The 24749-nt window shown below is 71.1% G+C and carries 23 protein-coding genes and 2 pseudogenes; 17 read left to right on the top strand and 8 right to left on the bottom strand.

Annotation, left to right across the window (positions count from 1 at the left end; translation table 11 throughout):
- Window positions 1–150 precede the first annotated feature (150 nt).
- The 3 genes and pseudogenes from LRS04_RS09810 to LRS04_RS09800 all read left to right on the top strand — a co-directional run bounded on the left by LRS04_RS09810 (window position 151) and on the right by LRS04_RS09800 (window position 5449).
- Complete coding sequence (locus LRS04_RS09810; RefSeq protein WP_257816211.1) at window positions 151–1908, top strand: AMP-binding protein; 1758 nt, start codon at window positions 151–153, stop codon at window positions 1906–1908.
- A pseudogene (locus LRS04_RS09805) lies at window positions 1805–3399 on the top strand (carboxyl transferase domain-containing protein). Before LRS04_RS09810 ends, LRS04_RS09805 begins: the two are co-directional and overlap by 104 nt.
- Window positions 3400–3553: 154 nt before the next feature.
- Window positions 3554–5449: an acetyl/propionyl/methylcrotonyl-CoA carboxylase subunit alpha gene (locus LRS04_RS09800; RefSeq protein WP_257816210.1), complete on the top strand. Its 1896-nt coding sequence runs from the start codon at window positions 3554–3556 to the stop codon at window positions 5447–5449.
- On the opposite strand, the gene LRS04_RS09795 is transcribed toward LRS04_RS09800, so the two are convergent.
- The 3 genes from LRS04_RS09795 to LRS04_RS09785 form a co-directional block, all read right to left on the bottom strand.
- A complete protein-coding gene (locus LRS04_RS09795) occupies window positions 5433–6764 on the bottom strand; it encodes an MATE family efflux transporter (protein WP_257816209.1) in 1332 nt (443 codons plus the stop codon). The two genes, LRS04_RS09800 and LRS04_RS09795, sit on opposite strands and share 17 nt — an antisense overlap.
- Window positions 6765–6768: 4 nt before the next feature.
- Window positions 6769–7977 carry a CoA transferase gene (locus LRS04_RS09790; protein ID WP_257816208.1) on the bottom strand — a complete coding sequence of 403 codons (1209 nt, stop codon included), beginning with the start codon at window positions 7975–7977 and terminating at the stop codon, window positions 6769–6771.
- Window positions 7978–8144: 167 nt separating this feature from the next.
- Window positions 8145–9074: an aldo/keto reductase gene (locus LRS04_RS09785; RefSeq protein ID WP_257816207.1), complete on the bottom strand. Its 930-nt coding sequence runs from the start codon at window positions 9072–9074 to the stop codon at window positions 8145–8147.
- Between the two features lie 178 nt (window positions 9075–9252).
- On the opposite strand from LRS04_RS09785, the gene cpaB reads away from it, so the two are divergent.
- The 7 genes from cpaB (at window position 9253) to LRS04_RS09750 (ending at window position 16117) form a co-directional block, all read left to right on the top strand.
- On the top strand, window positions 9253–10164 hold the full coding sequence (cpaB, locus tag LRS04_RS09780) for a Flp pilus assembly protein CpaB (RefSeq protein ID WP_257816206.1): 912 nt from the start codon (window positions 9253–9255) through the stop codon (window positions 10162–10164).
- Window positions 10165–10278: 114 nt separating this feature from the next.
- Window positions 10279–11478 (top strand): type II and III secretion system protein family protein, encoded by a 1200-nt coding sequence (locus tag LRS04_RS09775; RefSeq protein WP_257816205.1) that lies wholly within the window; start codon window positions 10279–10281, stop codon window positions 11476–11478.
- A 5-nt stretch (window positions 11479–11483) separates the two neighbouring features.
- Window positions 11484–12545, top strand: a complete 1062-nt coding sequence (locus tag LRS04_RS09770; protein ID WP_257816204.1) for a cellulose synthase operon protein YhjQ/BcsQ — start codon at window positions 11484–11486, stop codon at window positions 12543–12545.
- Window positions 12542–12673, top strand: coding sequence for a hypothetical protein (locus tag LRS04_RS09765; RefSeq protein WP_257816203.1), 132 nt, complete (start codon window positions 12542–12544; stop codon window positions 12671–12673). The genes LRS04_RS09770 and LRS04_RS09765 overlap by 4 nt, the downstream gene beginning before the upstream one ends.
- Before the next feature lie 72 nt (window positions 12674–12745).
- Window positions 12746–14200 carry a CpaF family protein gene (locus LRS04_RS09760; protein ID WP_257816202.1) on the top strand — a complete coding sequence of 485 codons (1455 nt, stop codon included), beginning with the start codon at window positions 12746–12748 and terminating at the stop codon, window positions 14198–14200.
- Window positions 14194–15153, top strand: a complete 960-nt coding sequence (locus LRS04_RS09755) for a type II secretion system F family protein (RefSeq protein ID WP_257816201.1) — start codon at window positions 14194–14196, stop codon at window positions 15151–15153. The genes LRS04_RS09760 and LRS04_RS09755 overlap by 7 nt, the downstream gene beginning before the upstream one ends.
- A 4-nt stretch (window positions 15154–15157) precedes the next feature.
- Entirely contained in the window at window positions 15158–16117 is a 960-nt protein-coding gene (locus LRS04_RS09750) for a type II secretion system F family protein (RefSeq protein ID WP_257816200.1), read from the top strand.
- 144 nt (window positions 16118–16261) lie between these two features.
- On the opposite strand, the gene LRS04_RS09745 is transcribed toward LRS04_RS09750, so the two are convergent.
- Window positions 16262–17335, bottom strand: coding sequence for a hypothetical protein (locus LRS04_RS09745; protein WP_257816199.1), 1074 nt, complete (start codon window positions 17333–17335; stop codon window positions 16262–16264).
- A 105-nt stretch (window positions 17336–17440) separates the two neighbouring features.
- Between LRS04_RS09745 and LRS04_RS09740 the strand changes: the two genes are divergently transcribed.
- From LRS04_RS09740 to LRS04_RS09730, 3 genes are read left to right on the top strand one after another with little or no spacing between them, the layout of a single operon-like run.
- Window positions 17441–18772: a cytochrome P450 gene (locus LRS04_RS09740; protein WP_257816198.1), complete on the top strand. Its 1332-nt coding sequence runs from the start codon at window positions 17441–17443 to the stop codon at window positions 18770–18772.
- Window positions 18769–19788, top strand: coding sequence for a phosphotransferase family protein (locus LRS04_RS09735; RefSeq protein WP_257816197.1), 1020 nt, complete (start codon window positions 18769–18771; stop codon window positions 19786–19788). The genes LRS04_RS09740 and LRS04_RS09735 overlap by 4 nt, the downstream gene beginning before the upstream one ends.
- Entirely contained in the window at window positions 19785–20168 is a 384-nt protein-coding gene (locus tag LRS04_RS09730) for a hypothetical protein (RefSeq protein WP_257816196.1), read from the top strand. Before LRS04_RS09735 ends, LRS04_RS09730 begins: the two co-directional genes overlap by 4 nt.
- Here the strand turns inward: LRS04_RS09730 and LRS04_RS09725 are convergent.
- The 4 genes and pseudogenes from LRS04_RS09725 to LRS04_RS27805 form a co-directional block, all read right to left on the bottom strand.
- A complete protein-coding gene (locus LRS04_RS09725; protein ID WP_257816195.1) occupies window positions 20165–20584 on the bottom strand; it encodes a DUF1810 domain-containing protein in 420 nt (139 codons plus the stop codon). The genes LRS04_RS09730 and LRS04_RS09725 overlap by 4 nt on opposite strands.
- On the bottom strand, window positions 20581–20916 hold the full coding sequence (locus LRS04_RS09720; protein WP_257816194.1) for an antibiotic biosynthesis monooxygenase: 336 nt from the start codon (window positions 20914–20916) through the stop codon (window positions 20581–20583). Before LRS04_RS09720 ends, LRS04_RS09725 begins: the two co-directional genes overlap by 4 nt.
- On the bottom strand, window positions 20913–21074 hold the full coding sequence (locus LRS04_RS09715; RefSeq protein WP_257816193.1) for an NIPSNAP family protein: 162 nt from the start codon (window positions 21072–21074) through the stop codon (window positions 20913–20915). Before LRS04_RS09715 ends, LRS04_RS09720 begins: the two co-directional genes overlap by 4 nt.
- A gap of 67 nt (window positions 21075–21141) precedes the next feature.
- Window positions 21142–21222 (bottom strand): annotated as a pseudogene (locus tag LRS04_RS27805) (NIPSNAP family protein); the annotation flags it as partial.
- A 99-nt stretch (window positions 21223–21321) separates the two neighbouring features.
- Between LRS04_RS27805 and LRS04_RS09710 the strand changes: the two are divergent.
- The 4 genes from LRS04_RS09710 (at window position 21322) to LRS04_RS09695 (ending at window position 24735) form a co-directional block, all read left to right on the top strand.
- The gene (locus LRS04_RS09710; protein WP_257816192.1) at window positions 21322–22002 is read left to right on the top strand and encodes a helix-turn-helix transcriptional regulator; all 681 of its coding nucleotides are present in this window, start codon (window positions 21322–21324) and stop codon (window positions 22000–22002) included.
- A gap of 182 nt (window positions 22003–22184) precedes the next feature.
- Window positions 22185–22595, top strand: a complete 411-nt coding sequence (locus LRS04_RS09705; protein WP_257816191.1) for a Zn-ribbon domain-containing OB-fold protein — start codon at window positions 22185–22187, stop codon at window positions 22593–22595.
- 375 nt (window positions 22596–22970) lie between these two features.
- Window positions 22971–23741 carry a hypothetical protein gene (locus LRS04_RS09700; RefSeq protein WP_257816190.1) on the top strand — a complete coding sequence of 257 codons (771 nt, stop codon included), beginning with the start codon at window positions 22971–22973 and terminating at the stop codon, window positions 23739–23741.
- Between the two features lie 97 nt (window positions 23742–23838).
- Entirely contained in the window at window positions 23839–24735 is an 897-nt protein-coding gene (locus LRS04_RS09695; protein ID WP_257816189.1) for an NAD(P)/FAD-dependent oxidoreductase, read from the top strand.
- The last annotated feature ends 14 nt before the right edge of the window (window positions 24736–24749 follow it).

Below are 24749 nucleotides of genomic sequence, written 5' to 3'. Positions count from 1 at the left end.
CTTCGCGGGGGAGGAGGTGATGGCTTTGACTCTCAGCTCCACTCCTCTCCCCCGGGCGAAGCCCGAGAGGGAGAGGGTAGGGAGAGGGCGTGGGGATGACAGGGGGGCGCGGGCGGGCGAAGGATGGGGAAAAGCGATTGGGAGGCGAAGGTGGCGGAGCTGAGCTACGTGCACGGCGCGAGCGGTGAGCGGCTGATCGGCAAGACCATCGGCCAGGCGTTCGAGGAGATGTGCCAGGCGAGGCCCGCGGGCCTGGCGCTGATCTCCCGCCACCAGGACGTCCGCTGGAGCTGGGCCGAGCTGAAGGCGCGGGTGGATGCGTTCGCGGCCGGCCTGCTCGACCTGGGCCTCGAACCCGGCGACCGGATCGGCGTCTGGGCGCCGAACTGCTGGGAATGGGTGGTGACCCAGTTCGCGACGGCCCGGGCCGGCTTGGTGCTGGTCAACATCAACCCGGCCTACCGGCTGTCGGAAGCCGAGTATGCGCTGAACAAGGTAGGGTGCCGGGCGCTGGTGACGGCGGTGCGCCACAAGACGTCCGAGTACCTGGCGATGGTGCGCGAACTCCGGCCGAGGCTGCCGCGCCTGGAGCATGTGATCACCACCGGCGAGGAGGTCCACGCCGACGCGCTCGCCTTCGCCGACGTCCTGGCCCGCACGGCGGACCGGGACCGGCTGGAGGCCGTCGCCGCCCGCCTGCAGTTCGACGATGCGATCAACATCCAGTTCACCAGCGGCACGACCGGCTTCCCGAAGGGCGCGACGCTCAGCCACCACAACATCCTGAACAACGGCCACTTCGTCGGCCGGGCCATCGGCCTGCAGGCCGGCGAGAAGGTCTGCATCCCGGTGCCGCTCTATCACTGCTTCGGCATGGTGATGGGCAACCTGGCCTGCGTGGCGCACGGGGCGACCATGGTCTTCCCCGCCGAGGCGTTCGACCCGCTGGCGGTGCTGGAGACGGTGGAGGCGGAGCGGTGCCAGGCGCTCTACGGCGTGCCGACCATGTTCATCGCCGCGCTCGGCCACCCTGAGTTCGAGCGCTTCGACCTGACCAGCCTCCGGACCGGGATCATGGCCGGCTCCCCCTGCCCCATCGAGGTGATGAAGCAGGTGATCTCCAGGATGCACATGCCCGAGGTGACCATCGCCTACGGCATGACCGAGACCTCGCCGGTGAGCTTCCAGTCCGGGACCGACGACAGCCTGGAGCGGCGGGTGTCGACCGTCGGCCGCATCCAGCCGCACCTGGAGGTGAAGATCGTCGACGCCGAGGGCCGGATCGTCCCGCGCGGCGAGCCGGGCGAGCTGTGCACCCGCGGCTACTCCGTGATGATCGGCTACTGGGACGATCCGGAGAAGACGGCCGAGGCCATCGACGCCGGCGGCTGGATGCACACCGGCGACCTGGCCGTCATCGACGACGAGGGCTTCTGCAACATCGTCGGGCGGATCAAGGACATGGTCATCCGCGGCGGAGAGAACATCTATCCCCGCGAGATCGAGGAATACCTCTACCGCCACCCGGCGATCCAGGACGTCCAGGTCATCGGCGTGCCGGACCCGAAGTACGGCGAGGAGCTCTGCGCCTGGATCGTGCTGAAGCCCGGCGAGGCGCTGGACGCCGAGGCCGTGCGGGCGTTCTGCAAGGGCCAGATCGCCCACTACAAGATTCCAAGGCACATCCGTTTCGTGGAAGGTTTCCCTACGACCGTCACCGGAAAGGTGCAGAAATTCGCCATGCGCAAGGCGATGATCGAGGAACTTGACCTCGTGCTCGAAAAAGACGGCGTAGGTCTTCTCCATGAGGAAGCTCCAGAGCGCCGTCGACCCCGCGTCCGACGGCTTCGCCGCCAACGCCCGGGTGAACCGGGGACTGGTCGAGGACCTGCGGAAACACGCCGCTAAAGCCGCGCTGGGCGGGCCGGAGGCCAGCCGCCAGCGCCACGAGAGCCGCGGCAAGCTGCTCCCCCGCGACCGGGTCATGCGGCTGCTCGATCCGGGCTCGCCGTTCCTGGAGGTCGGCGCGCTGGCCGCGTTCGGCGAGTACGGCGACGAGGCGCCGGCCGCCGGCGTGATCACCGGCATCGGCCGGGTGTCCGGCCGCGAGGTGATGATCGTCGCCAACGACGCGACGGTGAAGGGCGGGGCCTATTTCCCGCTGACCGTGAAGAAGCACCTCCGGGCCCAGGAGATCGCGCTGCAGAACCGCCTGCCCTGCGTCTATCTGGTGGACTCGGGCGGGGCGAACCTGCCGCACCAGGCCGAGGTGTTCCCCGATCGCGACCACTTCGGGCGGATCTTCTTCAACCAGGCCCGGATGAGCGCCGAGGGCATCGCCCAGATCGCCTGCGTCATGGGCTCCTGCACCGCCGGCGGCGCCTATGTGCCCGCCATGAGCGACGAGACGGTGATCGTCCGCAACCAGGGGGACCATCTTCCTGGGCGGCCCGCCGCTGGTGAAGGCCGCCACCGGCGAGGTGATTACCGCCGAGGAGCTGGGCGGCGCCGACACCCACGGCCGCCGCTCTGGCGTGGTCGACCACGTGGCCAACGATGACGAGCACGCGCTGGCCATCGTCCGCTCGATCGTCGCCAACCTGAACACCACCAAGCCGGACGAGCTGGTGGTCGCCGAGGCCCGGCCGCCGGCCTACGACCCCGAGGAGCTCTACGGCATCGTGCCGACCGACGTGCGCGCGCCCTACGACGTTCACGAGGTCATCGCCCGCATCGTCGACGGCAGCCAGTTCGACGAGTTCAAGCCGCTCTACGGCACAACGCTGGTCACCGGCTTCGCGCGCATCTGGGGCTATCCGGTGGCGATCCTCGCCAACAACGGCGTGCTGTTCTCGGAGAGCGCGCTGAAGGGCGCCCACTTCATCGAGCTGGCCTGCAAGCGGAAGATCCCGCTCGTCTTCCTGCAGAATATCTCCGGCTTCATGGTCGGCGGCAAGTACGAGGCCGGCGGCATCGCCAAGGACGGCGCGAAGCTGGTCACCGCCGTGGCGAGCGCGGAGGTGCCGAAGTTCACGGTGCTGATCGGCGGCTCGTTCGGGGCCGGCAACTACGGCATGTGCGGCCGGGCCTATTCCCCGCGCTTCCTGTGGACCTGGCCGAACAGCCGGATCAGCGTGATGGGCGGCGAGCAGGCGGCCAGCGTGCTGGCCACCGTCCACCGCGACGCGGACCGCTGGACCAAGGACGAGGAGGGAGGCCTTCAAGGCGCCGGTCCGCCAGCGCTACGAGGACGAGGGCAATCCCTACTTCGCGACCGCCAGGCTGTGGGACGACGGGATCATCGACCCGGCCCAGACCCGCGACGTGCTCGGCCTCTCCATCTCCGCGTCCCTGAACGCCCCGATCCCCGAGACGCGCTTCGGCGTGTTCCGGATGTGAGGGGCGAGATGGGCAGCTCAGAGGCGCGTCAGCGCCTTCAGGATTCAACCACGAAAGACACGAAAAACACGAAACGGGCCGACGCACGTCTTTCGTGCCCTTCGTGTTTTTCGTGGTTCAAGATGACGGCGCCTGCGGCGCGCGAGGCGGTGGCATGATCAAGTCGATACTGGTGGCCAACCGGGGCGAGATCGCGCGCAGGGTGTTCGCGACGGCGCGGCGGATGGGGATCGCCACGGTGGCGGTCTATTCCGAGGCGGACGCCGATGCGGCGCATGTGCGTGACGCCGACCGCGCCGTGCTGATCGGGCCGGCGGCGGCGCGCGAGAGCTACCTCGTCGGCGAGAAGATCATCGCGGCGGCCAGGGAGGCCGGCGCCGACGCCATCCACCCGGGCTATGGTTTCCTGTCCGAGAACGCCGAGTTCGCGGAGGCCGTCGCCAAGGCCGGCCTGACCTGGATCGGACCGCCGCCGGCGGCGATCCGCGCCATGGGCCTGAAGGACGCCGCCAAGGCGCTGATGGACAAGGCCGGCGTGCCGGTGACGCCCGGCTACCTGGGCGAGGACCAGGACCCGAAGAGCCTGAAGCGGGAAGCCGACCGGATCGGCTATCCCGTGCTGATCAAGGCGGTGGCCGGCGGCGGCGGCAAGGGGATGCGGAAGGTCGAGAGCGCCGCCGACTTCGACGCCGCCCTGACCTCGGCCAAGCGCGAGGCGGCGGCGAGCTTCGGCGACGACCGGGTGCTGCTGGAGACCTATGTCACCCGGCCCCGGCACATCGAGGTGCAGGTGTTCGGCGACAGCCACGGGAACGTGGTCCACCTCTACGAGCGCGACTGCTCGCTGCAGCGGCGGCACCAGAAGGTGATCGAGGAGGCGCCGGCGCCCGGCATGACGCCCGAGGCCCGGGCGGCGGTGACGGCGGCGGCAGTGCGCGCCGCCCAGGCGGTGAACTACGTCGGCGCCGGCACCGTCGAGTTCATCGCCGATGCGAGCGCCGGCCTGAAGCCGGACCGCATCTGGTTCATGGAGATGAACACCCGCCTGCAGGTGGAGCACCCGGTCACCGAGATGGTCACCGGCCTCGACCTGGTGGAGTGGCAGATCCGGGTGGCGGCCGGCGAGCCCCTGCCGCTGAAGCAGGACGAGATCACGCTCACCGGCCACGCGGTGGAGGCCCGGCTCTATGCCGAGAACCCGGCGGCGGGCTTCCTGCCGTCGACCGGCGACCTCGACCACTTCCGCCTGCCGCCGGGCGTGCGCGCCGACGCGGGCGTCGAGGAGGGCGGGCGGATCACCCCCTTCTACGACCCGATGATCGCCAAGCTGATCAGCCACGGCGAGACCCGCGAGGACGCGATCACCGACCTCTGCGAGGCCTGCGACGCCGTGGAGGTGTGGCCGGTGAAGACCAACGCCGGCTTCCTGGCGCGCTGCCTGTCGGCGCCGGGGTTCATCGCCGGCGACCTGGACACCGGCTTCATCGACCGCAAACTCGCCGAGCTGACCACGCCCGAGGCGCCGTCGGACGCCGCCCTGGCGGCGGCGGCGGCCGGCGCGCTGATCGCCGACGACAGCCCCATACGGGAGGCCGCCCCCTCGCCCTGGCGCGAGCTGGTGGGCTTCCGCCTGAACCGGCCGCCGGAGACGGCGGTGCGGCTGTTCCTGGACGGCAAGGCGGTGCTGGCGAAACCCTCGGAGAGCGGGACCGAGCCGCGCTCCGTCCTGCTGGACGAGGATGGCCACATCGTCGTCTTCGAGCACGGCGAGGCCTTCGCCTTCTCCGACCATCCGCCGAGCGCCGACGCCGCCGAGGGCGGGGCGAGCGACGGGCAGATCCGCTCGCCGATGCCCGGCAAGGTGACGGCGGTGGCGGTCAAGGCCGGCGAGGCGGTGGCGAAGGGCCAGCCGCTGCTGACGCTGGAGGCCATGAAGATGGAGCACGCCATGACGGCGCCGTTCGACGGGACGGTGGAGAGCCTGGCCGTCGCGGTGGGCGCCCAGGTCACCGAGGGCGCGGTGCTGGCGACGCTCACCCCGGCGGGCTGAACGTCCGCCTGACGAGGCCGGGGAGCAGGGCCGCCTGGCCGGCGGCGCGCAGGACGAAGAACAGGCTGAAGGCCAGCCAGAGGCCGTGGTTGCCGAGCGGCGTCGCCAGCCAGCGCATCAGGACGAAGCCGGCGAGCGCGGCGGCCATGGAGATCACCATGGCGCGCGTCCAGCTCGCCCCGATCATCACCCCGTCGAAGATGAAGGAGACCGTGCCGGCCAGCGGCAGGACGACGGCCCAGACGGCGTAGGTGCGGACCGTCGCGACCACGGCGGGATCGGTGGAGAAGCTGGCGGCGATCGCCCCGCCGGCGACGAGGAAGACGAGCGCGATCAGCACGGCGCCGGCCCCGGACCAGGCGAGGTTGGCGCGAAGCTGGGCGCCGAAGCGGGCGCGGTCCCGGGCGCCGACGCTCTCGCCGGTCAGCACCTGGGTCGAGCTCTCGAAGCCGTCGAGGATCAGGGCCTGCAGCATGAAGAGCTGGTAGAGGATGGCGTTGGCGGCGAGCACCGCCGGCCCCTGCTGGGCGCCGGAGCGGGTGAGCAGCACGGTCGCGCCCATCAGCAGCAGGGTCCTGAGGAAGAGGTCGCGGTTCAGCCGGAAGAGGGCGCCGAGCTCGGCCGGGCGCCAGGTGTCGGGGACGCGGACCAGGGCGAGCGCGCGCCTGGCCGGCGCCTCCCGGGCGACGACGGCGAGGAGCGCCACGAGCTTCAGGGTCTCGGAGAGCAGGGTCGCCGTCGCCACGCCGGCGACGCCCCAGCCGAAGCCGAGCACGAAGGCGACGTCGAGGGCGATGTGGACGAGGTTGGCGGCGACCTCGACGGCCAGCACGGTCCTCATCCGCCGCCGGCCGATCAGCCAGCCGGTGAGGACGCAGTTCACCAGCCAGGCGACCCCGCCGACGTAGCGGATGTCGGCGTAGGTGCGGGCCTGATCCGAGACGCCGCCCGCGGCGTCGAAGATCTGCAGGCCGTAGGTCACGGTGACCGGCCAGGCGCAGAGCAGCACCGCGCCGACCAGCAGGGCCACCGCCACGCCGCGGGTCAGCGTCGCGGCCTGGTCGTCCTCCGCGCCGCGGCCGGCGGCCTGGGCGGTGAGCGCCACCGTCGAGGAGCGCAGGAAGTTGAAGACGATCAGCAGCGTCATGGTGAACTTCGCGCCGATCTCGACCCCGCCCTGGGCGGCCGCGTCGCCGAGCCGGCCGATCAACCACATGTCGGCCAGGCCGAAGAGCGCGGTCGCCACATTGGTGACGATGGCCGGGAGCGCGATCGCCAGGATCGTCCGGTTGAGGTCCCCCCGGTCCCCGCTCACCGGATCAGGCCACCACGCCCTGGTCGTGCAGCCGGCCGATCTCGGCGGACGACAGGCCGAGGACCTCGGCGAGCACCTGGTCGGTGTGCTGGCCGAGCTTCGGGGCGGGCCGGACCGGGCCGCGGGCGTCCTGCGGGATCGTGCCCATGGCGCCGGGCGCCGGATAGGTCAGGCCGCTCGGGTGGCGGATGTCCTGGAAGAGCGGATTGTCCTTGAAGAGGCGGGGGTCGGAGAGCGCCGCCTGCAGGCTCTGGTAGGCCCCCCAGGTGACGCCGCCGGCGTCGAAGGCCGGCGTCAGCTCGGCGGCGGTCCTGGCGGCGAAGGCGCGCTCGAAGAGGGGATAGAGCCGGTCGCGGTGGGTGAAGCGTTCGCCCTCGTCCGTGGCGAACGAGACGCCGAGCTCGGTCTCGAGGGTGGCGACCTCGGCGCCGATGCCGAGCGCTTCGAGGGCCTTGCTCCACTGCTTCGGCGTGATGGCCAGCAGCATCAGCTTCTGGCCGTCCCTGGTGGTGAAGTCGCGGCCGAAGGCGCCGAAGACGTCGTTGCCCATGCGCGGGCGCTGATGGCCCTGGAGCATCGTCTCGGCGGCGAAGCCGAGGTTGGCCATGGTGGCGGCGCCGATATCCGACAGCGGCGCGCGGATCTCGCGCCCGCCCTGGCCGCGCAGCCGGGCCAGCAGGGCCGAGACCAGGGCGAAGGCGCAATAGGCGCCGGTCAGCAGGTCCCAGGCGGCGAGCACATGGTTCACCGGCCGCTCGTCGCCCACCGGGCCGGTCATCTCGGGCAGGCCCAGCGCAGCGTTGATCGTGTAGTCCATGCCCTGGGAGCCGTCGGCCCAGCCCATCACCCGGACGCAGATCAGGTCGTCGCGCAGCGCGCGCAGCTTCTCGTAGGAAAGGAAGCCGTCCACCGGGAAGTTGGTGACGAAGAGGCCGGCGTCGGGGCCGGGCGCGGTCGCCAGCGCCTGGGCGAGCTCGCGGCCGGCGGGGCTGGAAAGGTCGAGGGCGACCGACTTCTTGCCCTTGTTCAGCCCCTCCCAGTAGAGGCTCGACCCGTTGGCGGCGAGCGGCCAGCGGCGGAAGTCCGGCCCGCCGCCGATGTTGTCGAAGCGGATCACCTCCGCGCCCATCTGGGCCAGGTAGAGCCCGCAGGTCGGCGCCGCCACGAAGGCCGAGCCTTCGACGACGCGCAGGCCTTTAAGCAGTTCGTACAACGCTTCACCCCCCCAATGCCTGCGACGCGGCAGGCCCTCTCCCTACCCTCTCCCTCTCTTCCCCCGGCTTTCGCCGGGGTCGGGGGAGAGGAGGCTATAGCTCGGCCTCACAACCCCACGCCTCTCCCCCGCGAAGCGGAGAGGGAGAGGGTAGGGAGAGGGCCTGTTCAGCTCACCAGCTTCGTCACCTCGGCCACCTCGTCCGGGGTCAGCGTCCAGGCGGCGGTGGCGGCGTTGGCGCGGACCTGTTCGGGGCTGGTGGCGCCGGCGATCACCGAGCTCACAACCGGCTGGCCGAGCAGCCAGGCGAAGGCGAGCTCCAGGATGGTATGGCCGCGGGCCTCGACCCAGGCGGTGAGCGTCTCGACGGCGTCGAAGTTCTTCTCGCTCATCGCGCGTTGGCCGCGCTCGCCCCAGGCGGCGAGACGGGTGTTTTCCGGCGGGGCCTCGCCGCGGCGGTACTTGCCCGACAGCAGGCCCGACGCCAGCGGGAAGAACGGCAGGAAGCCCAGGCCGAAATGCTCGCAGGCCGGCAGCACCTCGAAGGCGCTCTTCCGCTCCAGCAGGGAATAGAGGTTCTGGGCCGAGACGAAGCGGGTCTGGCCGGCGGCGGTCCAGTCGGCGTCGGCGATCTGCCAGCCGGTGTAGTTGGAGTTGCCGATGTAGCGAACCTTGCCCTGGGTCACGAGGTCGTCGAGGGCGCGCAGCGTCTCGTCGACGGGGGTGTCCGGGTCGGGCTGGTGGTGCTGGTAGAGGTCGATCCAGTCGGTCTTCAGGCGGGAGAGGCTGTCCTCCACCGCCTGCATGATCCAACGTCGCGAGCCGCCGGACTTCCGCGGGTCGCCGCCCACCGGCATGCCGAACTTGGTGGCGAGCACGATGTCCCTGCGCTTCTTGCCCAGCGCCTGGCCGAGGAATTCCTCGGACTTCGTCCCGCCATAGATGTCGGCGGTGTCGAAGAGGGTGATCCCGGCGTCGATGGCGGCGTCCACCACGGCCTGCGTCTGGGCCGCGTCGATCCGCATGCCGAAATTGTTGCAGCCCAGGCCCACGGCGCTGACCTTCAGGCCCGAAGTTCCCAGCCGGCGAAGCTCCATCATCCCCTCCCTTTCTTATGGCGGGCACCCTAGCGGATGCCGCCCGCCCCGCCAGTCCTGAGCCGGCTAAGCCTTCAGAAACCTTGCCGGGCCGTTCACCACTTCCGTTTGGGATATCGCAAACGGCCGGCCGCTAACCTTACGATCTGAATAGGGTTTTTGCGGAGTTGGCGGACCCATGCGCGTCGTCACCATCATCAGTCTGGGCGCCTCGGCGGCCCTGGGCCTCGCGGCCCTGGTGGTCGCCAAGACCGTCCTGCCGAGCGCCGCCGCCAAGGATGCGCCGGCGGCCGTGCAGCCGGTGCAGGGTGTGCCCGTGGTGGTCGCCGCCAAGCCGCTGAAGTTCGGCGACCGCCTCGACGCCAGCGCGCTGACCATCGTGCGCCTGCCGCCGAACGCCGTGCCGGAAGGCGCCTTCCAGGCGGCCGACGCCGTGCTGACCGCCGACAAGGGCGGGCCGCCCGTGGTGCTGGTCCCGATCGCCGCCAAGGAGCCGATGCTGGCGGCCAAGCTGTCGGGCCCCGGCGCCCGTCCGTCGGTCGCCGCCGAGATCGCGGACGGCATGCGCGCCTACACCATCAAGGTTGACGACGTGACCGGCGTCGGCGGCCACGCCCTGCCGGGCGACCGGGTGGACGTGATGCTGATGCGCGACCTGACGCCGAACAGCGAGACCCGCAACTTCGTCTCCGAGGTGGTCCTCCAGAACGTCCGCGTGCTGGCCGTCGACCTCAACCTGAACACCGCCGAGGCCAAGCCCGCCACGCCGAACACCGCCACCCTGGAGGTGGCCGTGCAGGACGGCCAGAAGCTGGCCGTGGCCGGCGACATGGGCAAGCTGTCCTTGGCGCTGCGCCGCACCGGCTCGGTGGAGGTCGCCCAGACCGGTCCGGTCCGGGTCGGCGGCGGCTATCGTCCCGCGGCCACGCAGCAGGCGGTGGTCCGCCGCGCCGCGCCGCGCCCTGCCCGTCCGGCCGGCCCGGCCCTGATCCAGATCGTCGAAGGCGAGAGCCGCGGCGGCGCGCGCCCTGCGCCCCGTCCCGCCCCCGCCGCGCCGGCCGCCCCGGCGCCCGCGCCGACGGCCGACTGAGAGTGAGCCCCATGTCCCGCAAGCTGATCGGCGCCCTCAGCGCCGCCCTCGCCCTCGCCTCGGCGGCGCCGTCGTTCGCCGACGACTTCCCCCTCGGAGTCGGCGCCCAGCCGGGTGATCTATGTCCCCCGCGACAAGTCGCTGTCCTACCGACTGGACCTGCCGGCCTCGAAGATCGTGGTCGCCCAGCCCGACACCGCCGAGATCGTGGCCACCACCGACCACAGCTTCTACGTCCGCGGCCGCGAGTACGGCTCGACCAACCTCCTGGTCTATGGCGCCGACCGGCGGCTGCGCGAAGTGATCGACGTGCGCGTCGGCTATGACGCCGCGGCCCTGCAGCAGGACCTGCGGCGGGCGCTGCCGGGCGAGACGATCCAGGTGCAGATCCTCGGCGAGGGCCTGCTGCTGACGGGCGAGGTCTCCAACCCCGCCGTCGCCGCCAAGGCGCTGGCGCTCGCGCAGCGCTTCGCCCCGGAGGCGGTCACCTCGACCCTGACCGCGCGCGCCTCGCAGCAGGTCGTGCTCGAGGTCCGCGTGCTGGAGGCCACCCGCTCGGCCCTGCAGGACATCGGCCTCGCCGGCCTGATCCAGGGCAACGACTTCGCCTTCGCCTACGGCAACGGCCTGATCGGCAACAGCTCGCCGAACGGCATCCTGCAGGTGGCCGGCAGCGCCGGCTCGGTCGCCTTCGACCTGCGCCTGCAGGCGCTCGAGGAGAAGGGCGTGATCCGCACGCTGGCCAAGCCGAACCTCGTCGCCGTCTCCGGCGAGAAGGCCAGCTTCCTGGCCGGCGGCGAGTTCCCCTATCCGGTGCCGCAGGACCTGGACAAGATCACCATCGAGTTCCGCACCTACGGCGTGAAGCTCGACTTCCAGCCGTTCGTCCAGGACAACGGCCTGATCAAGCTGCAGGTCACCCCCGAGGTCAGCCAGCTCGACCCGGCCAACAGCCTGCGGATCAACGGCGTGACGGTGCCGGCCCTGATCACGCGGCGCACCTCGACCACGGTGGAGCTGAAGAGCGGCGACGCCTTCTCCATCGCCGGCCTGCTGCAGAACGACTACCAGAACACCATCCGCCAGTTTCCGGTGCTGGGCGACATCCCGGTGCTGTCGGCGCTGTTCCGCTCCAGCCGCTGGAAGCGCAACGAGACCGAACTGGTGATCGTGGTCATCCCGCGCCTCGCCACCGCCCAGGACATGACGGCGAAGGCCGAGGTCGGCGGTTCCGAGCCCAGCGCCATCGACCTGATCCTGTTCGGCAAGGCCCTCGACGCGCCGATCGCGCGCAACGCCACGAAGCCGGAGTGAGGCGCATGCTGAAGCGGAAGAAGACGGACACATCCGCCGCCGCCCGCCGGGTGCTGGCGCTCGGCTCCAGCCTCGCCGGCCTGGCCGACGGCCCGCTGGCCGGCGCCCAGATCGAAGAGGCCGGGCTCGACCGTCTGGCCCAGGCGCGCAACTCCAATTGCGACCTGGTGCTGATCGACGCCGACGCCTGGGAAGCCCAGCCCCTGGCCCAGGCGCTGCAGGCCCTGGCCGACGCCCCGGCCGCCCCGCCGGTGCTGCTGGTCGGCGCACACATGCCGACCATGGTGGTCCGCAACCTGATGCGCCTGGAACGTTCCGACGTGCTGGAGGCGCCCTACACGGCCGAGCAGCTGGCCATGGCCATCGCCGGCCTGACGACCGCGCCGTCGGCCGCCGCGGCGCCGAGCGCCGCCTCCTCCCGCTGCTGGGCGATCACCGGCGCGGTGGGCGGCTCGGGCGCCACGACGCTGGCCGTCGAAGTGGCCACCGAGCTCGCCGCCCGGGCGACGAAGGACAAGAGCGTCTGCCTGGTGGACCTGAACCTCGCCGACGGCCAGGCCGCCGCCTACCTGGGCGCCCAGCCGGCGCTCCGGCTGACAGAGTTCGGCCAGGCGGCCGACCGGATCGACGCGGCCATGCTGCAGGCCTTCGTCACCCCGGTGACCCGCCAGCTCGACCTGCTGGCCGGGGTGCGCGAGCCCGGCGCCTTCGACGCCATCGGCCGCGAGGCGGTGCTGCGGATGCTGGAGATCGCCTGCGAATGCTATGAGTGGGTGATCCTCGACATTCCCCGCCACCGCCGGCCCTGGACGCTGGAGGCGCTGTCGGGCTGCGACGAGATCCTGGTGATCTCCGAGCTGACCGTGCCGGCCCTGCTGGCCGCCCGCTCGCTGGCCGACGAGATCGAGGACGCCCTGGGCGCCGACCAGAAGCCGCGCATCCTGCTGAACCGCCTGGCCAGCCGGATGTTCGGTCCCGCCCCTCCATGTCGGAAGCCGAGCGCGCGCTCGGCCGCAAGGCCGACGCCGGGATCAGCTCCGACTGGGAGGCGGCCGCCGCCTCCGTGAACCTGGGCGGCCCGATCGCCCAGCACCGACCCAAGTCGAAGATCGTCAAGGACGTCCAGATGCTCGTCGAACGCCTGGCCGCCGAGCCCGCGCGGGCCGCGCACGCTACCGGAAAGAGGGCCGCCTGATGGGCCTGCTTCGCCAAGGCTTCGCAGCCCTCATCCGCGATTCTTCGAAGCTCACGAAGGGAGCGAAGTAGGATGGGTCGCTTCAGCCTCGCCCCGAAGCCGGCCGCCAAGCCCGAACCCGACGTTCCGCCGGTGGCGGCCGCGGCGCCTGCGCCGGCCCCGGCTCCGGAGTCCGTCGCCACGCCGGTGGCCGCCGCGCCCGAGCCCGCGCCCAAGCCCAAGTCCGCCGCCCAGGCCGCGCCGCCGCAGGGTGGGGCGCTCGACATGCGGCTGCGCCTGCACGCCCGGCTGATCGACGAGCTGGACCTCGCCAAGCTCGACAAGCTGTCGGAGAGCGAACTGCGCCGCGAGGTGATGAAGCTCACCGCCGACTTCGCCCGCGCCGAGCGCATGGCGCTGAACACCACCGACCTGCAGGAACTCGGCGCCTCGATCTATGACGAGATGGTCGGGCTGGGTCCCATCGAGCCGCTGCTGAAGGACGACTCGATCAACGACATCCTGATCAACGGGCCGTTCCAGGTTTACGTGGAGCGGCGCGGCGAGCTGGAGCTGACCCCCGTCCACTTCCGCGACAACGACCACCTGCTGCGGATCGTCAACCGCATCGTCGCCGGCGTCGGCCGGCGGATCGACGAGAGCCAGCCGATGGTCGACGCCCGCCTGCCCGACGGCAGCCGGGTGAACGCCGCGATCAACCCGATCGCCATCGACGGCGCGGCGGTGTCGATCCGGAAGTTCTCCAAGAAGCCGCTGACGCTCGAGAAGCTGGTCGAGGTGGGCGCCATGCCCCAGGCCGTGGCCGACTTCCTCTATGGCGCCGTGCGCGCCCGGGTCTCCACCGTGATCTCCGGCGGCACCGGCTCGGGCAAGACCACCCTGCTGAACGCGCTCTCCGCCGCGATCAGCGAGGGCGAACGGCTGATCACCATCGAGGACGCCGCCGAGCTGCAGCTCCAGCAGCCGCACGTGGTGCGCATGGAGACCCGGCCGCCGAACATCGAGGGCAAGGGCGAGATCCGCCAGCGCGAACTGGTCAAGAACGCGCTGCGGATGCGGCCCGACCGGGTGATCCTGGGCGAGGTCCGGGCCGAGGAGGCCTTCGACATGCTGCAGGCCATGAACACCGGCCACGAAGGCTCCATGGCCACCATCCACGCCAACAACCCGCGCGAGGCCATCGGCCGCCTGGAGCAGATGATCGCCATGGGCGGGATGAACATCAGCCCCGACGCCATGCGCCAGGGCATCGCGTCGGCGATCGGCCTGATCGTCCAGGCCATGCGCCTGCCGGACGGCAAGCGGAAGCTGACCCACGTGACCGAGATCGTCGGCATGGAGGGCAACGTGGTGCAGATGCAGGACATCTTCACCTTCAACCGCACCCACACCGCGCCCGACGGCACGGTGCACGGCGAGTTCCGCGCCACGGGCCTGCGCCCGCGCTGCCTGGACGAGATGACCCGCCGGGGCCTGCCCTACGACACGGCCAACTTCGACCCGTCGAAGGTGCTGCTGTCGTGCTGAGCCTCGGACAGATCGCGTTCCTGGTGCTGGTCTTCGCGGCGGTGTTCACCGCCGCCCAGGCGGCCATCGGCCTCGCCACCGTGGCGACCCAGAAGCGCAAGCTGAACGCGCGGCTGAAGGTCGCCGAGAAGGTGGACGGGGTGTCGGCGCTGGTCATGGAGCTCCGCAAGCAGCGGGGCCTCTCGGCCGAGGGCAAGAAGGGCGAGCGGCTGAAGTGGCTGTCCGACCTGATCGTCGCGTCGGGCGTGAAGTACGAACCGAAGAAGTGGATCCTGATGTCGACCGCCGGCGGCGTGACCGCCGGGCTCTGCGTCGCGATCCTCACCAAGCAGTACCTGCTGGCCCTGCCGGTCGCCGTGATCGCCGGGGTCGGCGGGCCGTTCGTCTGGCTGAAGCACATGGCCACGGACCGGGCCAAGAAGCTGGGCTTCCAGCTTCCCCAGGCGCTCGACATCATCGTCCGCAGCCTGGAGGCCGGCCACCCGGTGCCGACCGCCATCGCGCTGGTCGGCCGCGAGATGGGCGACCCCGTGGGCACCGAGTTCGGCATGGCCGCCGACGAGATCGCCTATGGCGCGACCCTGGAGCAGGCCGTCGAGCGAATGGCCGAGCGATGCCAGCACCCGGACGTCGACCTCTTCGCCGCCACCATACGCCTGCAGGCGGGGACCGGCGGCAACCTGACCGGCCTCCTCAAGCTCAACGCCAACACCGTGCGCGAGCGGCACAAGATGCGCCTGAAGATCAAGGCGGCATCGGCCGAGGGCCGCGCCTCGGCGATGATCCTGACGGCCGCGCCGTTCATCGCGCTGGGCTTCATCATGATCACCTCGCCCAACTTCTACGGCGACGTGATCGGCGAGCGGGTCGTCCAGATCGGCCTGGGCGTGCTCGGCTTCTGGATGTTCGTCGGCAACATGGTCATGCGGCGCATGATCGACATGCGGCTTTGATCCCATGACCCTCGATCAGCTTCAGACCCTCATCTGGATCGCCGGCCTCGTGCTGGTGCTGGGCGCGCTGGGCGGCGCGGCCTGGATCGCGGCGGTGGAGTTCCGCCTGCGCGCGGTGCGCAAGCTGCGGTTCGCGGCGGCCCCCGCGGGCGGCCCGGCCTCCGTCGTCGAGGCGCCGAAGACCGCCGGCGCGATCGGCGGCCAGTTGCTCGACACGGTCCGCCGGCTCGGCCAGCAGAGCGCGGTGCGCGACCCGGCGAAGCTCTCGCTGCTCCGCTCGCGGCTGATGCAGGCGGGCTTCTACAACCGCGAGGCGCCGGTCATCTACCTGGGCGTCAAGGCCGCGGCCCTGGTCGTCGCCACGGTCGGCGTGGTGCTGACCCTGCCGATGATCGTCGGCGGCCAGGCGGGCATGGGCGGGCTGATCGTCGCCTGCGTGCTCTCGGGCCTCGCCATCATGGGCCCGGACCAGGTCCTGAAGACCCGCAAGGCGACCCGCGAGCGCGAGTACGCCGAGGGCTTCCCCGACCTCCTCGACCTGCTGGTCGCCTCGGTGGAGGCGGGCCTCAGCCTGGACGCCTCAGTGAGCCGGGTGACGGACGAACTCGCCCGGCGCTATCCGACGCTCACCGTGCACCTGCGCTTCCTGGTGCTGGAGCTGCGCGCCGGCCGGGCCCGCAAGGACGCCTGGACCGCGTTTGCCGACCGCCTCGGCATCGAGGACGCCCGCGCGCTCGCCACCATGCTGCGGCAGGCCGAGGAGATGGGCACCAGCCTCGGCGAGACCCTGTCGGTCTTCTCGCAGGACCTGCGGGCCAAGCGGATGCTCAGGGCCGAGGAGAAGGCGCTGGCGCTCTCGGCCAAGCTGACCGTGCCGCTGATCCTGTTCATCTTCCCCTGCCTGCTGGGCGCCCTGATGCTCCCGGCGGTCGCGCGGATGATGCAGGTGTTCGGGGCGCAGTAGGGGCCGGGCGGCGAAAGGCCCTCTCCCTACCCTCTCCCTCTCGGGCTTCGCCCGGGGGAGAGGAGGTGATGGCGCAGGCCTCAGAGCACCACTCCTCTCCCCCCGCGAAGCGGAGAGGGAGAGGGTAGGGAGAGGGTTACAGCGCTACAGCCCGTACGGCCGATAGGGCCCGAGGATCAGCTGTTCGAACACGCCGACGCCTTGTTGGGCGGCCTCGCCGGGGGCCTCGTAGGTCGCCTTGCTGACCGCCTGGATGTGCAGGTTCTCCATCGCCGCCATGTCGACGGAAGCCAGGTCGATGTCCTCGCGGGCGACGGCGAGTTCGCCCTTGAGCGCGCCGTGGCGCCACTCGCCGCCGTAGCCGATGCCGCGCATCAGGAAGGTGGTGACCGGCTCGAACTTCACCGTCGCCTCGCCCTGGAGGAGCGGGATCTTCAGGGTCCCGCCCTTCGCGTGGCGCGTGCCGGGGATCAGGTCGACGTCCTCCATGCGCGGCGCCTCGGCGTGCCAGCCGCCGCCCTCGCCGGCGCCGTCGGGGAGGATCACCGCGCGGGTGTTCCAGGCCGTGCCGTCGGGGTCGGCGTTGATGTGGAAGAAGACGCTGCGGTCCTCGAAATTCACCGGCGTCCACTGCCAGAAGAAGCTCATCAGGGAGGCGCCCGGCGTCGGCTGGGTGTCGGGCGCGCCGACCGGGCGGATGCCCCAGGAGCGGTCGCGCGAGCCGGTCCAGCCGGAGAGCGCCTGGCGCTGGCCGTCCACCTCGATCCAGCCCGAGATGCGGACGTTCTGGGTCAGCCGCGTGTAGTCCATGAACAGCCGGGGGCCATTCCGCTTCACGAAGCGCGGCTCCTCGATCGGGAAGGCGCGGCCCTCGAACACCAGGTCGGCGGAGAGGCCCTCGCCGGCGACGGTCACGCGGAGCTTCTGCAGGGGTTCGAGGATCTCGATGGAGACCGGGCCCACCGTCAGGTCCATGCGCTCCATGTTCAGGATGCGCGAGGCGTGCAGGCAGTGCTGGGTCCCGCCGCGGATCACCGAGAAGTGGGCGTCGGCGACGTTCAGCGCCGGATAGACCCCGAAGGCGACGGCGAAGAAATCCCGCCCGTCCGGCGAATAGCCGTTGAAGAAGTAGCGGTCGTAGAAATTCCGGTCCGAGCCCGCATAGGCGATCGGCTCCGGCGTCTGGTGGATCGGGTAGTCGTCGCCCTTGGTCAGCATGGATGTCCTCCCTGGACCACCTGCTGGCCCACCTTACGCTTGGTCAGTCTTGCGGCTTGCGGGGCGCGAGTATCAAAGTTGCCGCAACGAGAAGACAAGGGAGGCGTGCTCCCGTGCATCCGGGAGGCGCGAAGGCCGATGAGCGTGATGAGCGCCGCGGATCACCGCATTCCGCTGGATGTGGCCTTCCAGCTCGTGGACCCCAAGGCCTACGCCGACGGCCGCATCCACGAGGCCTACCGCTGGCTCCGGAAGAACGAGCCGTTCGGGGTCGCCGACGTGGAGGGCGTCGATCCCTTCTGGGTCGCCACCCGGCACGCGGACATCCTCGAGATCAGCCGGCAGAACAGCCTGTTCCTGAACGGCGCGCGGAGCCCCGTGCTGACCTCCCAGGTCGCCGACCGCAAGGTGCGCGAGATGATGGGCGGCAGCCCGCACCTGCTGCGCACCCTCATCCACATGGATGAGCCGGACCACATGAAGTACCGGGTGCTGACCCAGGCCTGGTTCCTGCCGCAGAACCTGCGGGCCATGGAGGACCGCATCCGGGTGATCGCGAAGGGCGCGGTCGAGAAGATGCTGGCCACCGGCGGCCGCTGCGACTTCGTGAAGGACGTGGCGCTGCACTTCCCGCTGCACGTGATCATGTCGATCATGGGCGTACCGGAGGAGGACGAGGGCCGGATGCTGAAGCTCACCCAGGAGATCTTCGGCGCCGCCGACCCCGAGCTCGGCCGCGACGCCGCGGCCCAGGCCGACGTGCCCCTGGAGGAGCGGCAGCTCGACTTCGGGGTGATCACCGACTTCTTCGACTACTACCGGCGCTTCTCGGAGCATAAGCGGGCCCATCCGTCGGACGACCTCGGCAGCCTGATCGCGAACAGCCAGGTGGACGGCCAGCCGCTCTCCGACCTGGAGGCGATGAGCTACTACATCATCGTCGCCACCGCCGGGCACGACACCACCTCGTCGTCCACGGGCGGCGCCATGTGGGCGCTGGCCCAGAACCCCGGCGAGTTCGCCAAGGTGAAGGCCGACCCGGCGCTGATCCCCAGCCTGGTGGACGAGAGCATCCGCTGGACGACGCCGGTGAAGACCTTCATGCGCACCGCCGCCGAGGACACCGAGGTGGCCGGCCGCAAGGTCGCCAAGGACGACTGGATCATGCTCTGCTACGCGTCCGGCAACCGGGACGAGGCGGTGTTCGAGGACCCGGGCCTGTTCCGCGTCGACCGCCGGCCGAACCGGCACCTGGCGTTCGGCTACGGGGCCCACCTGTGCCTCGGCCAGCACCTGGCCAAGATGGAGATGCGGATCCTCTGGGAAGAGCTGCTGCCGCGCATCAAGTCGGTGGAGCTCGACGGCGAACCGGCGATGAGCGAGGCGGTGTTCGTCAACGGCCCCAAGCGCCTGCCGATCAAGTTCGAGCTCGCGTGACCCATCCCCTGGAGCCGCGGGTCGCGGCCTATGTCTCGGAACAGCTCGGCTGTCCCGCCGAGGTCTCGGGCCTGGAACGGATCTCCGGCGGGGCGAGCCGGGAGACCTACCGCTTCGTCTGCCGCTGGAACGACGGGACGGCGCACGAGCGGCGGATGATCCTCAGGCGCGACCCGCCGGCCAGCCTGATCGACACCGAGCGGCGGATCGAGTTCGCCGCCTACCGCGCCTTCCACGGCTCGGCGGTGCCGGTGCCGGAGATGCTGTGGCTGGAGGAGGAGAGCGGCCCCCTCGACCACCCGTTCTTCATCGCCGAGGAGCTGGCCGGCTTCCAGGCCTCGCCGCAGATGCTGCTGTCGGGCGCCTACGACGCCGTCCTGCCGCGGATCGCCGAGCGCAAGTGGACGATCCTGGGCGAGATCGCCAAGGCGGATCCGGAGGCGCTCGGCCTCACGGAGGTGATGCCGGCGCCGGCGCTCGATGCCTGCTGGTCGAAGGAACTCGATTACTGGGAAGCCGCCCTCGACCGCGACGAGGCCGAGCCGCTGCCGATCACCCGCGCCGCCATCCGCTGGCTGCGCGCCAACCCGCCGCCGCCGGCCCGGAAGCTCAGCGTCGTCCACGGCGACTACCGGACCGGCAACTACCTGTTCGACGAGCGGGGCGAGATCCACGGCGTGCTGGACTGGGAGATGTGCCACCTGGGCGATCCGCTGGAGGACCTGGCCTGGGGCTTCAATCCGGTGTGGGGCTTCGGCCGCCCGGACCTGATGGGCGGGCTGATCCCGCAGGCCGAGGCGGTGGCGATCTGGGCGCGGGCCAGCGGCCTCAGGGCCGATCCGGCGGCGCTCCACTGGTGGGTGTTGTTCAACTGCGTGAAGGGCCAGGCGATCTGGGTCGGCTCGGCCCGCGCCTTCCTGAACGGCGGCAACAGGGAGCCGATCATGATCTATCCCGCCTGGTGGCTGATCAACGCCCAGGACCGGGCGATCCTGAAGGTGATGGGCAAGCTATGAACCCGCCGGTCCCCGCCGTCCTGGCCGAGATGGCGGCGCTGTCCATGCGCTACGCCATGACCGATGCGCCGCCGGCCGAGCGGGCCAGCAACCTGACGCTCCAGGCCATGCTGATGACCCTCGCCGCCGAGGTCTGGGACCGCCAGGCCGCCGACCTCGTCGCCGAGAACCGCGCTGTCCGCGCCCTGCTGGGCGAGGCGGGCGAGGACGGCGACCTCAGGCTCTCGGCGCTCAAGGCCGAGAACGACCGGCTCATGACCTCGCTGATCGCCGCCCAGGCGGCGGCGGAGGCGGCCGGCGACACCGCGCGCCAGGACGCCATCTGGACCGAGCTGCGGGCCGGCACGGAGCGCCGCAAGCTGTCGGTCTCGCTGGTCTAGCCGAGCAGCGTCAGGGTCGCGGCATCCGGCCCGCCATAGTAGCGCGCGAGCGCCTCGCCGAACGCCGGCTGCGCGGGGTCGGCGGCCTGGAAAAGCGTCATGGACGAGCGGAACTTCAGGTCGTCCGGGCTGCCGAAGATCTCGTGCGCCGTGCGGCCTTGCACCCCGTTCACCGCCGCCGTGCAGGCGACGAGCCTAGGCCCCAGCACCGGATGCGCCAGATAGGCCCTCGCCTCCTCGAGGCCGGAGATCCCGAAATGCTGCGCCGTCGGGCTGCGGCCGAGCGCCGCCAGCTGCGGGAAGACGAACCACATCCAGTGGCTGCGCTTCTCGGCCGCCCGCAGCTCGCCGAGCGCCTGGTCGTAGACGCCGGCCTGGGCGTCCACGAAGCGCTGGAGGTCGAAGGGATCGCTCATGGGGGCGAGTCTGCCGGCGCCTCCGCGCGCGCGTCCAGGCCGTAGTCGCGCAGCACGGCGGCGATGCGCAGCCGATAGCCTGCGAACACGCCGGCCCGGCCCTCGGCCTGCGCGGCGCGGTGTTCGGGGAGGTTGCGCCAGGCCGCCACTGCCGCCTCGTCGCGCCAGAAGGACAGCGAGAGCAGCTTGCCGGGCGTGGACAGGCTCTCGAACCGCTCCACGGAGATGAAGCCGTCCATGGCGGACAGCCGCTCCGCCAGCCCGCCGGCCAGCTCCAGGTAGCGCCCGCGACCGGCGGCGCTGGGCGTCGCCTCGAAGATCACCGCGATCACGGCCGCACCGGGGTCAGGAAGGTCCGCCGCTCGCTGAGGATGAAGCGCCTCTCCTGCGCCAGGCGGAAGTTGGCGGCGCCGGCGGGATCGGCCTTGAGGCGCGCGCGGTAGGCTTCGTAGGCCGCGAGGCTCTCGAACGAGATCAGCGCCAGGGCCACGTCGTTGGTCCCCCTCGTGCGGCAGCCAGTATCCCAGGAGGTCGCCGCCGCAGGCGGGGATGATGGTCAGCCAGTTCCTCGCATAGGCCTCGAAGGCGTCGCGCTGGAACGGGTCGATCACGTAGCGGATGCAGCAGGTCACGGTCATGTCGCGGGCTCCTTTGGCGGGAGACCTAGCCGCGCCCTGGGCCGGCATGCTTCGGCCGCGACCGAAGCGTCGGCGTCGAAGATCGGCTAGGCTGGGCGCATGCGGCTCGGGCCTGACATCACGCGCATCGCCGCCCTGCTGGGCGAGCCGGCGCGCGCCAACATGCTGGCCGCCCTGCTCGGCGGCGAGGCGCTGACGGCCGGCGAGTTGGCCCGGGAGGCCGGGATCACCGCCCAGACCGCCAGCGGCCACCTCGCGAAGCTGGAGGCCGGCGGGCTGCTCGTCCGCCGCCGGCAGGGCCGCCACAGCTACTTCGCGCTCGCCGGCGAGGACGTGGCCGAGGCCATGGAGCAGCTCGTCGGGCTGGCCGACCGCGCCGGCCACCAGCGGACGCAGCCGGGGCCGAAGGACCCGGCGCTCCGCAAGGCCCGCGTCTGCTACGACCACCTGGCGGGCGACGCCGGGGTCGCCATGCTGGACGCCCTGATCGCCCAGGGGCGGATCGCCGACCACGACGGCGCGCTGGCGCTGACGGACCAGGGTCGGGGCTTCGCGCGTGAGTTCGGCGTCGCGCTGGACGACCGCGGCCGGCGCCCGCTCTGCAAGGCCTGCCTCGACTGGAGCGTCCGGCGCAGCCACCTGGCGGGCGTCATGGGCGCTGGGCTCTTGCAGCGGATCTACGCGCTGGGCTGGGCGCGGCGGATCGAGGGCACACGGGTGGTGCAGTTCAGCGCGCCGGGCCTTGTAAGCTTCGAGCGCACCTTCGCCCGGATCCCCTAGTTCCGCTCGCCCCGGCGAAAGCCGGGGTCCAATCGGCCTATGAACTTCGCCGCCGCGCCAAAGCGACAGACTCGGCTTGGATCCCGGCTTTCGCCGGGATGAGCGGTGTGTGGTGACAATCCCGCTCCGGTCGGGTTTGCTGCCGGACATTCCAGAACAACGAATTTCATAGGGACGATTTCATGCCACCACGGATGCTGCCCGAACCCACGCCGGAGACCCGGCATTTCTGGGACGGCTGCAAGGCGGGCGAGCTTCGCCTGCAGCGCTGCGCCGCCTGCAACAACGAAGCCTATTTCCCGCCCCGGCCCTTCTGCCCGAAGTGCGGCAGCCGCGAGGTCGAGGTGTTCCCCGCCAGCGGCCAGGCCGTGCTCTGGTCCTATGTGATCAACCAGCGCCCGCGCCCCGACATGGGGACCGAGCCCTACGCCATCGCGGTCGTGAAGCTGGCCGAGGGGCCGACCATGATGACCAACATCGTGGGCTGCCCGCAGACGCCCGAGGCGCTGACCCTCGACATGCCGGTGAAGGTCACGTTCCAGGCGATGAACGACGACATCACCCTGCCCTTCTTCACCCCGGCGGAGGGCTGAGGCGCATGAAGCCGAAATCCGTTGCGGTCGTCGGCGCGGCCGAGACCACCAAGATGGGCAAGATCCCCGACGTGTCGGTGATCGGCCTGCATGCCGACGCGGCGCTGAACGCCATGGCCGACGCCGGCCTGAAGCCCGGCGACATCGACGGCGTCGCCACCGCCGGGATCAGCCCGGTGGAGCTGGCCCACTACCTGGGGATCAAGCCGACCTATGCCGACGGGACCAGCGTCGGCGGCTGCTCCTTCATGCTGCACGTCCGGCATGCGGCGGCCGCGATCAACGCGGGCCTGGCCACCACCATCCTGATCACCCACGGGGAGAGCGGCCGCAGCCGCGTGGGCCGGCGGCTTCAGCCGATCGCCGTCCAGCCTGATGGGCCAGTTCGAGATGCCCTACGGCCCGGTGGGCCCGCCCACCATGTTCACCGTGCCGGTGCTCCGCTACCTCAAGACCCATGGCCTCAGCCCCGAGGACATGGCGCCGGTGGCGACCATCCAGCGGGAGTGGGCGGCGATGAACCCGCGGGCCAGCTACAAGGACCCGATCACCGTCGACGACGTGATGAACTCGGACATGATCGCCTGGCCCTTCACCAAGCTGATGTGCTGCCTGGTGACCGACGGCGGCGGCGCCCTGATCCTGACCTCGGCGGAGCGGGCGAAGGACTTCCCGCAGAAGCCGGTCTATGTGCTGGGCGCGGGCGAAAGCGTCGAGACCCCGATGGTCTCGCAGATGTACGACTTCAACCACTCCACGGCCTTCCGGATCTCCGGGAAGAAGGCGTTCGCGACGGCCGGCATCAGCCACGCCGACGTGGACCACCTGATGATCTACGACGCCTTCGCCCACCTGCCGCTCTACGGCCTGGAGGATCTGGGCTTCGTGAAGCCGGGCGAGGCCGCGGCCTTCATCCGCGAGCGCAACACCGCGCCCGGCGGCAAGCTGCCGCTCAACACCAACGGCGGCGGGCTCTCCTACATGCACTCCGGCATGTACGGCATGTACGCCCTGCAGGAGAGCGTGCGGCAGATGCGCGGGATCGCGCCGGCCCAGGTTCCGGGGGCGAAGATCAGCGTCGCCCACGGGGTCGGCGGCATGTTCGCCGCCTCGGGGACGATCGTCTTCTCGAACGAGGCGCTCTAGCCGCGGGGTTCGTCGTCCTCCCCCGGTTTGGGGGAGGACGAGAACTCTCTGCCGGATAGTGGAGCTTTGCGGCGCCCCCGCGCGTTGCGGCTCCGGCATGGGCGAAGACATCCTGGATTGCGTGATCGTGGGCGCGGGCCCGGCAGGGCTGACCGCGGCCATCTACCTGGCCCGGTTCCGGCGGCGCGTGCGCGTCGTGGAGTCGGGCGCGAGCCGGGCCGGCTGGATTCCGCGCACCCACAACCTGCCGGGCTACCCGGACGGCATCCGCGGCAAAACCCTGCTGGCCCGCATGCGGCGGCAGGCCGAGAAATACGGCGCCGAGATCGTGCGCGGGCGGGTCGAGGGCATCGTCCGACGGGAGGGCGTCTTCGCCCTGGACACGGACGCGGGGCCGCTGACCGCCCGCACCGTGATCCTGGCGACCGGTGTGGTCGACAACCTGCCCGACATTCCGGGCCTCGAGGACGGCGTCGCCCCCGGCCTCGTGCGGATCTGCCCGATCTGCGACGGCTACGAGGTGATCGGCCAGAGCGTCGGGGTCATCGGCTACGACGACCACTGCGCCCGCGAGGCGGTGTTCCTGCGCACCTATTCCGACGAGGTGGCCTTCATCCACGTGGGTCCGGACCCGCTGCCGGCCGCCACGCGCAAGGTGCTGACGGGGGCCGGCGTCGAGCTGATCGAGAGCGCCGAGCCGGCGGTGACGATCGAGAAGCGGAAGATCACCGCCTTCGACTTCGGGACCGGCGAGCCCCGCCGGTTCGACGTGGTCTACTCGGCGCTGGGCATCACGCCGCGCGTGCGGCTGGCGGTCGACGCCGGCGCGAAGCTCGACGCCGGCGGCCGGCTGATCGTCGGCGACCACCAGGAGACCTCCGTCCCCGGCCTCTACGCGGCGGGCGACGTGGTCCGCGGCCTGAACCAGATCTCGACGGCCGAGGGCGAGGCGGCCATCGCCGCCACGGACATCCACAACCGGCTGCGGGGCTGACCCTTCCCGCCATC

It is taken from the genome of Phenylobacterium sp. J367 (genome assembly GCF_024699985.1).
Classification (GTDB): domain Bacteria; phylum Pseudomonadota; class Alphaproteobacteria; order Caulobacterales; family Caulobacteraceae; genus Phenylobacterium.
The sequence above is the reverse complement of the archived record's forward strand: the minus strand, read 5'-3'. Positions and strand labels throughout refer to the sequence as shown.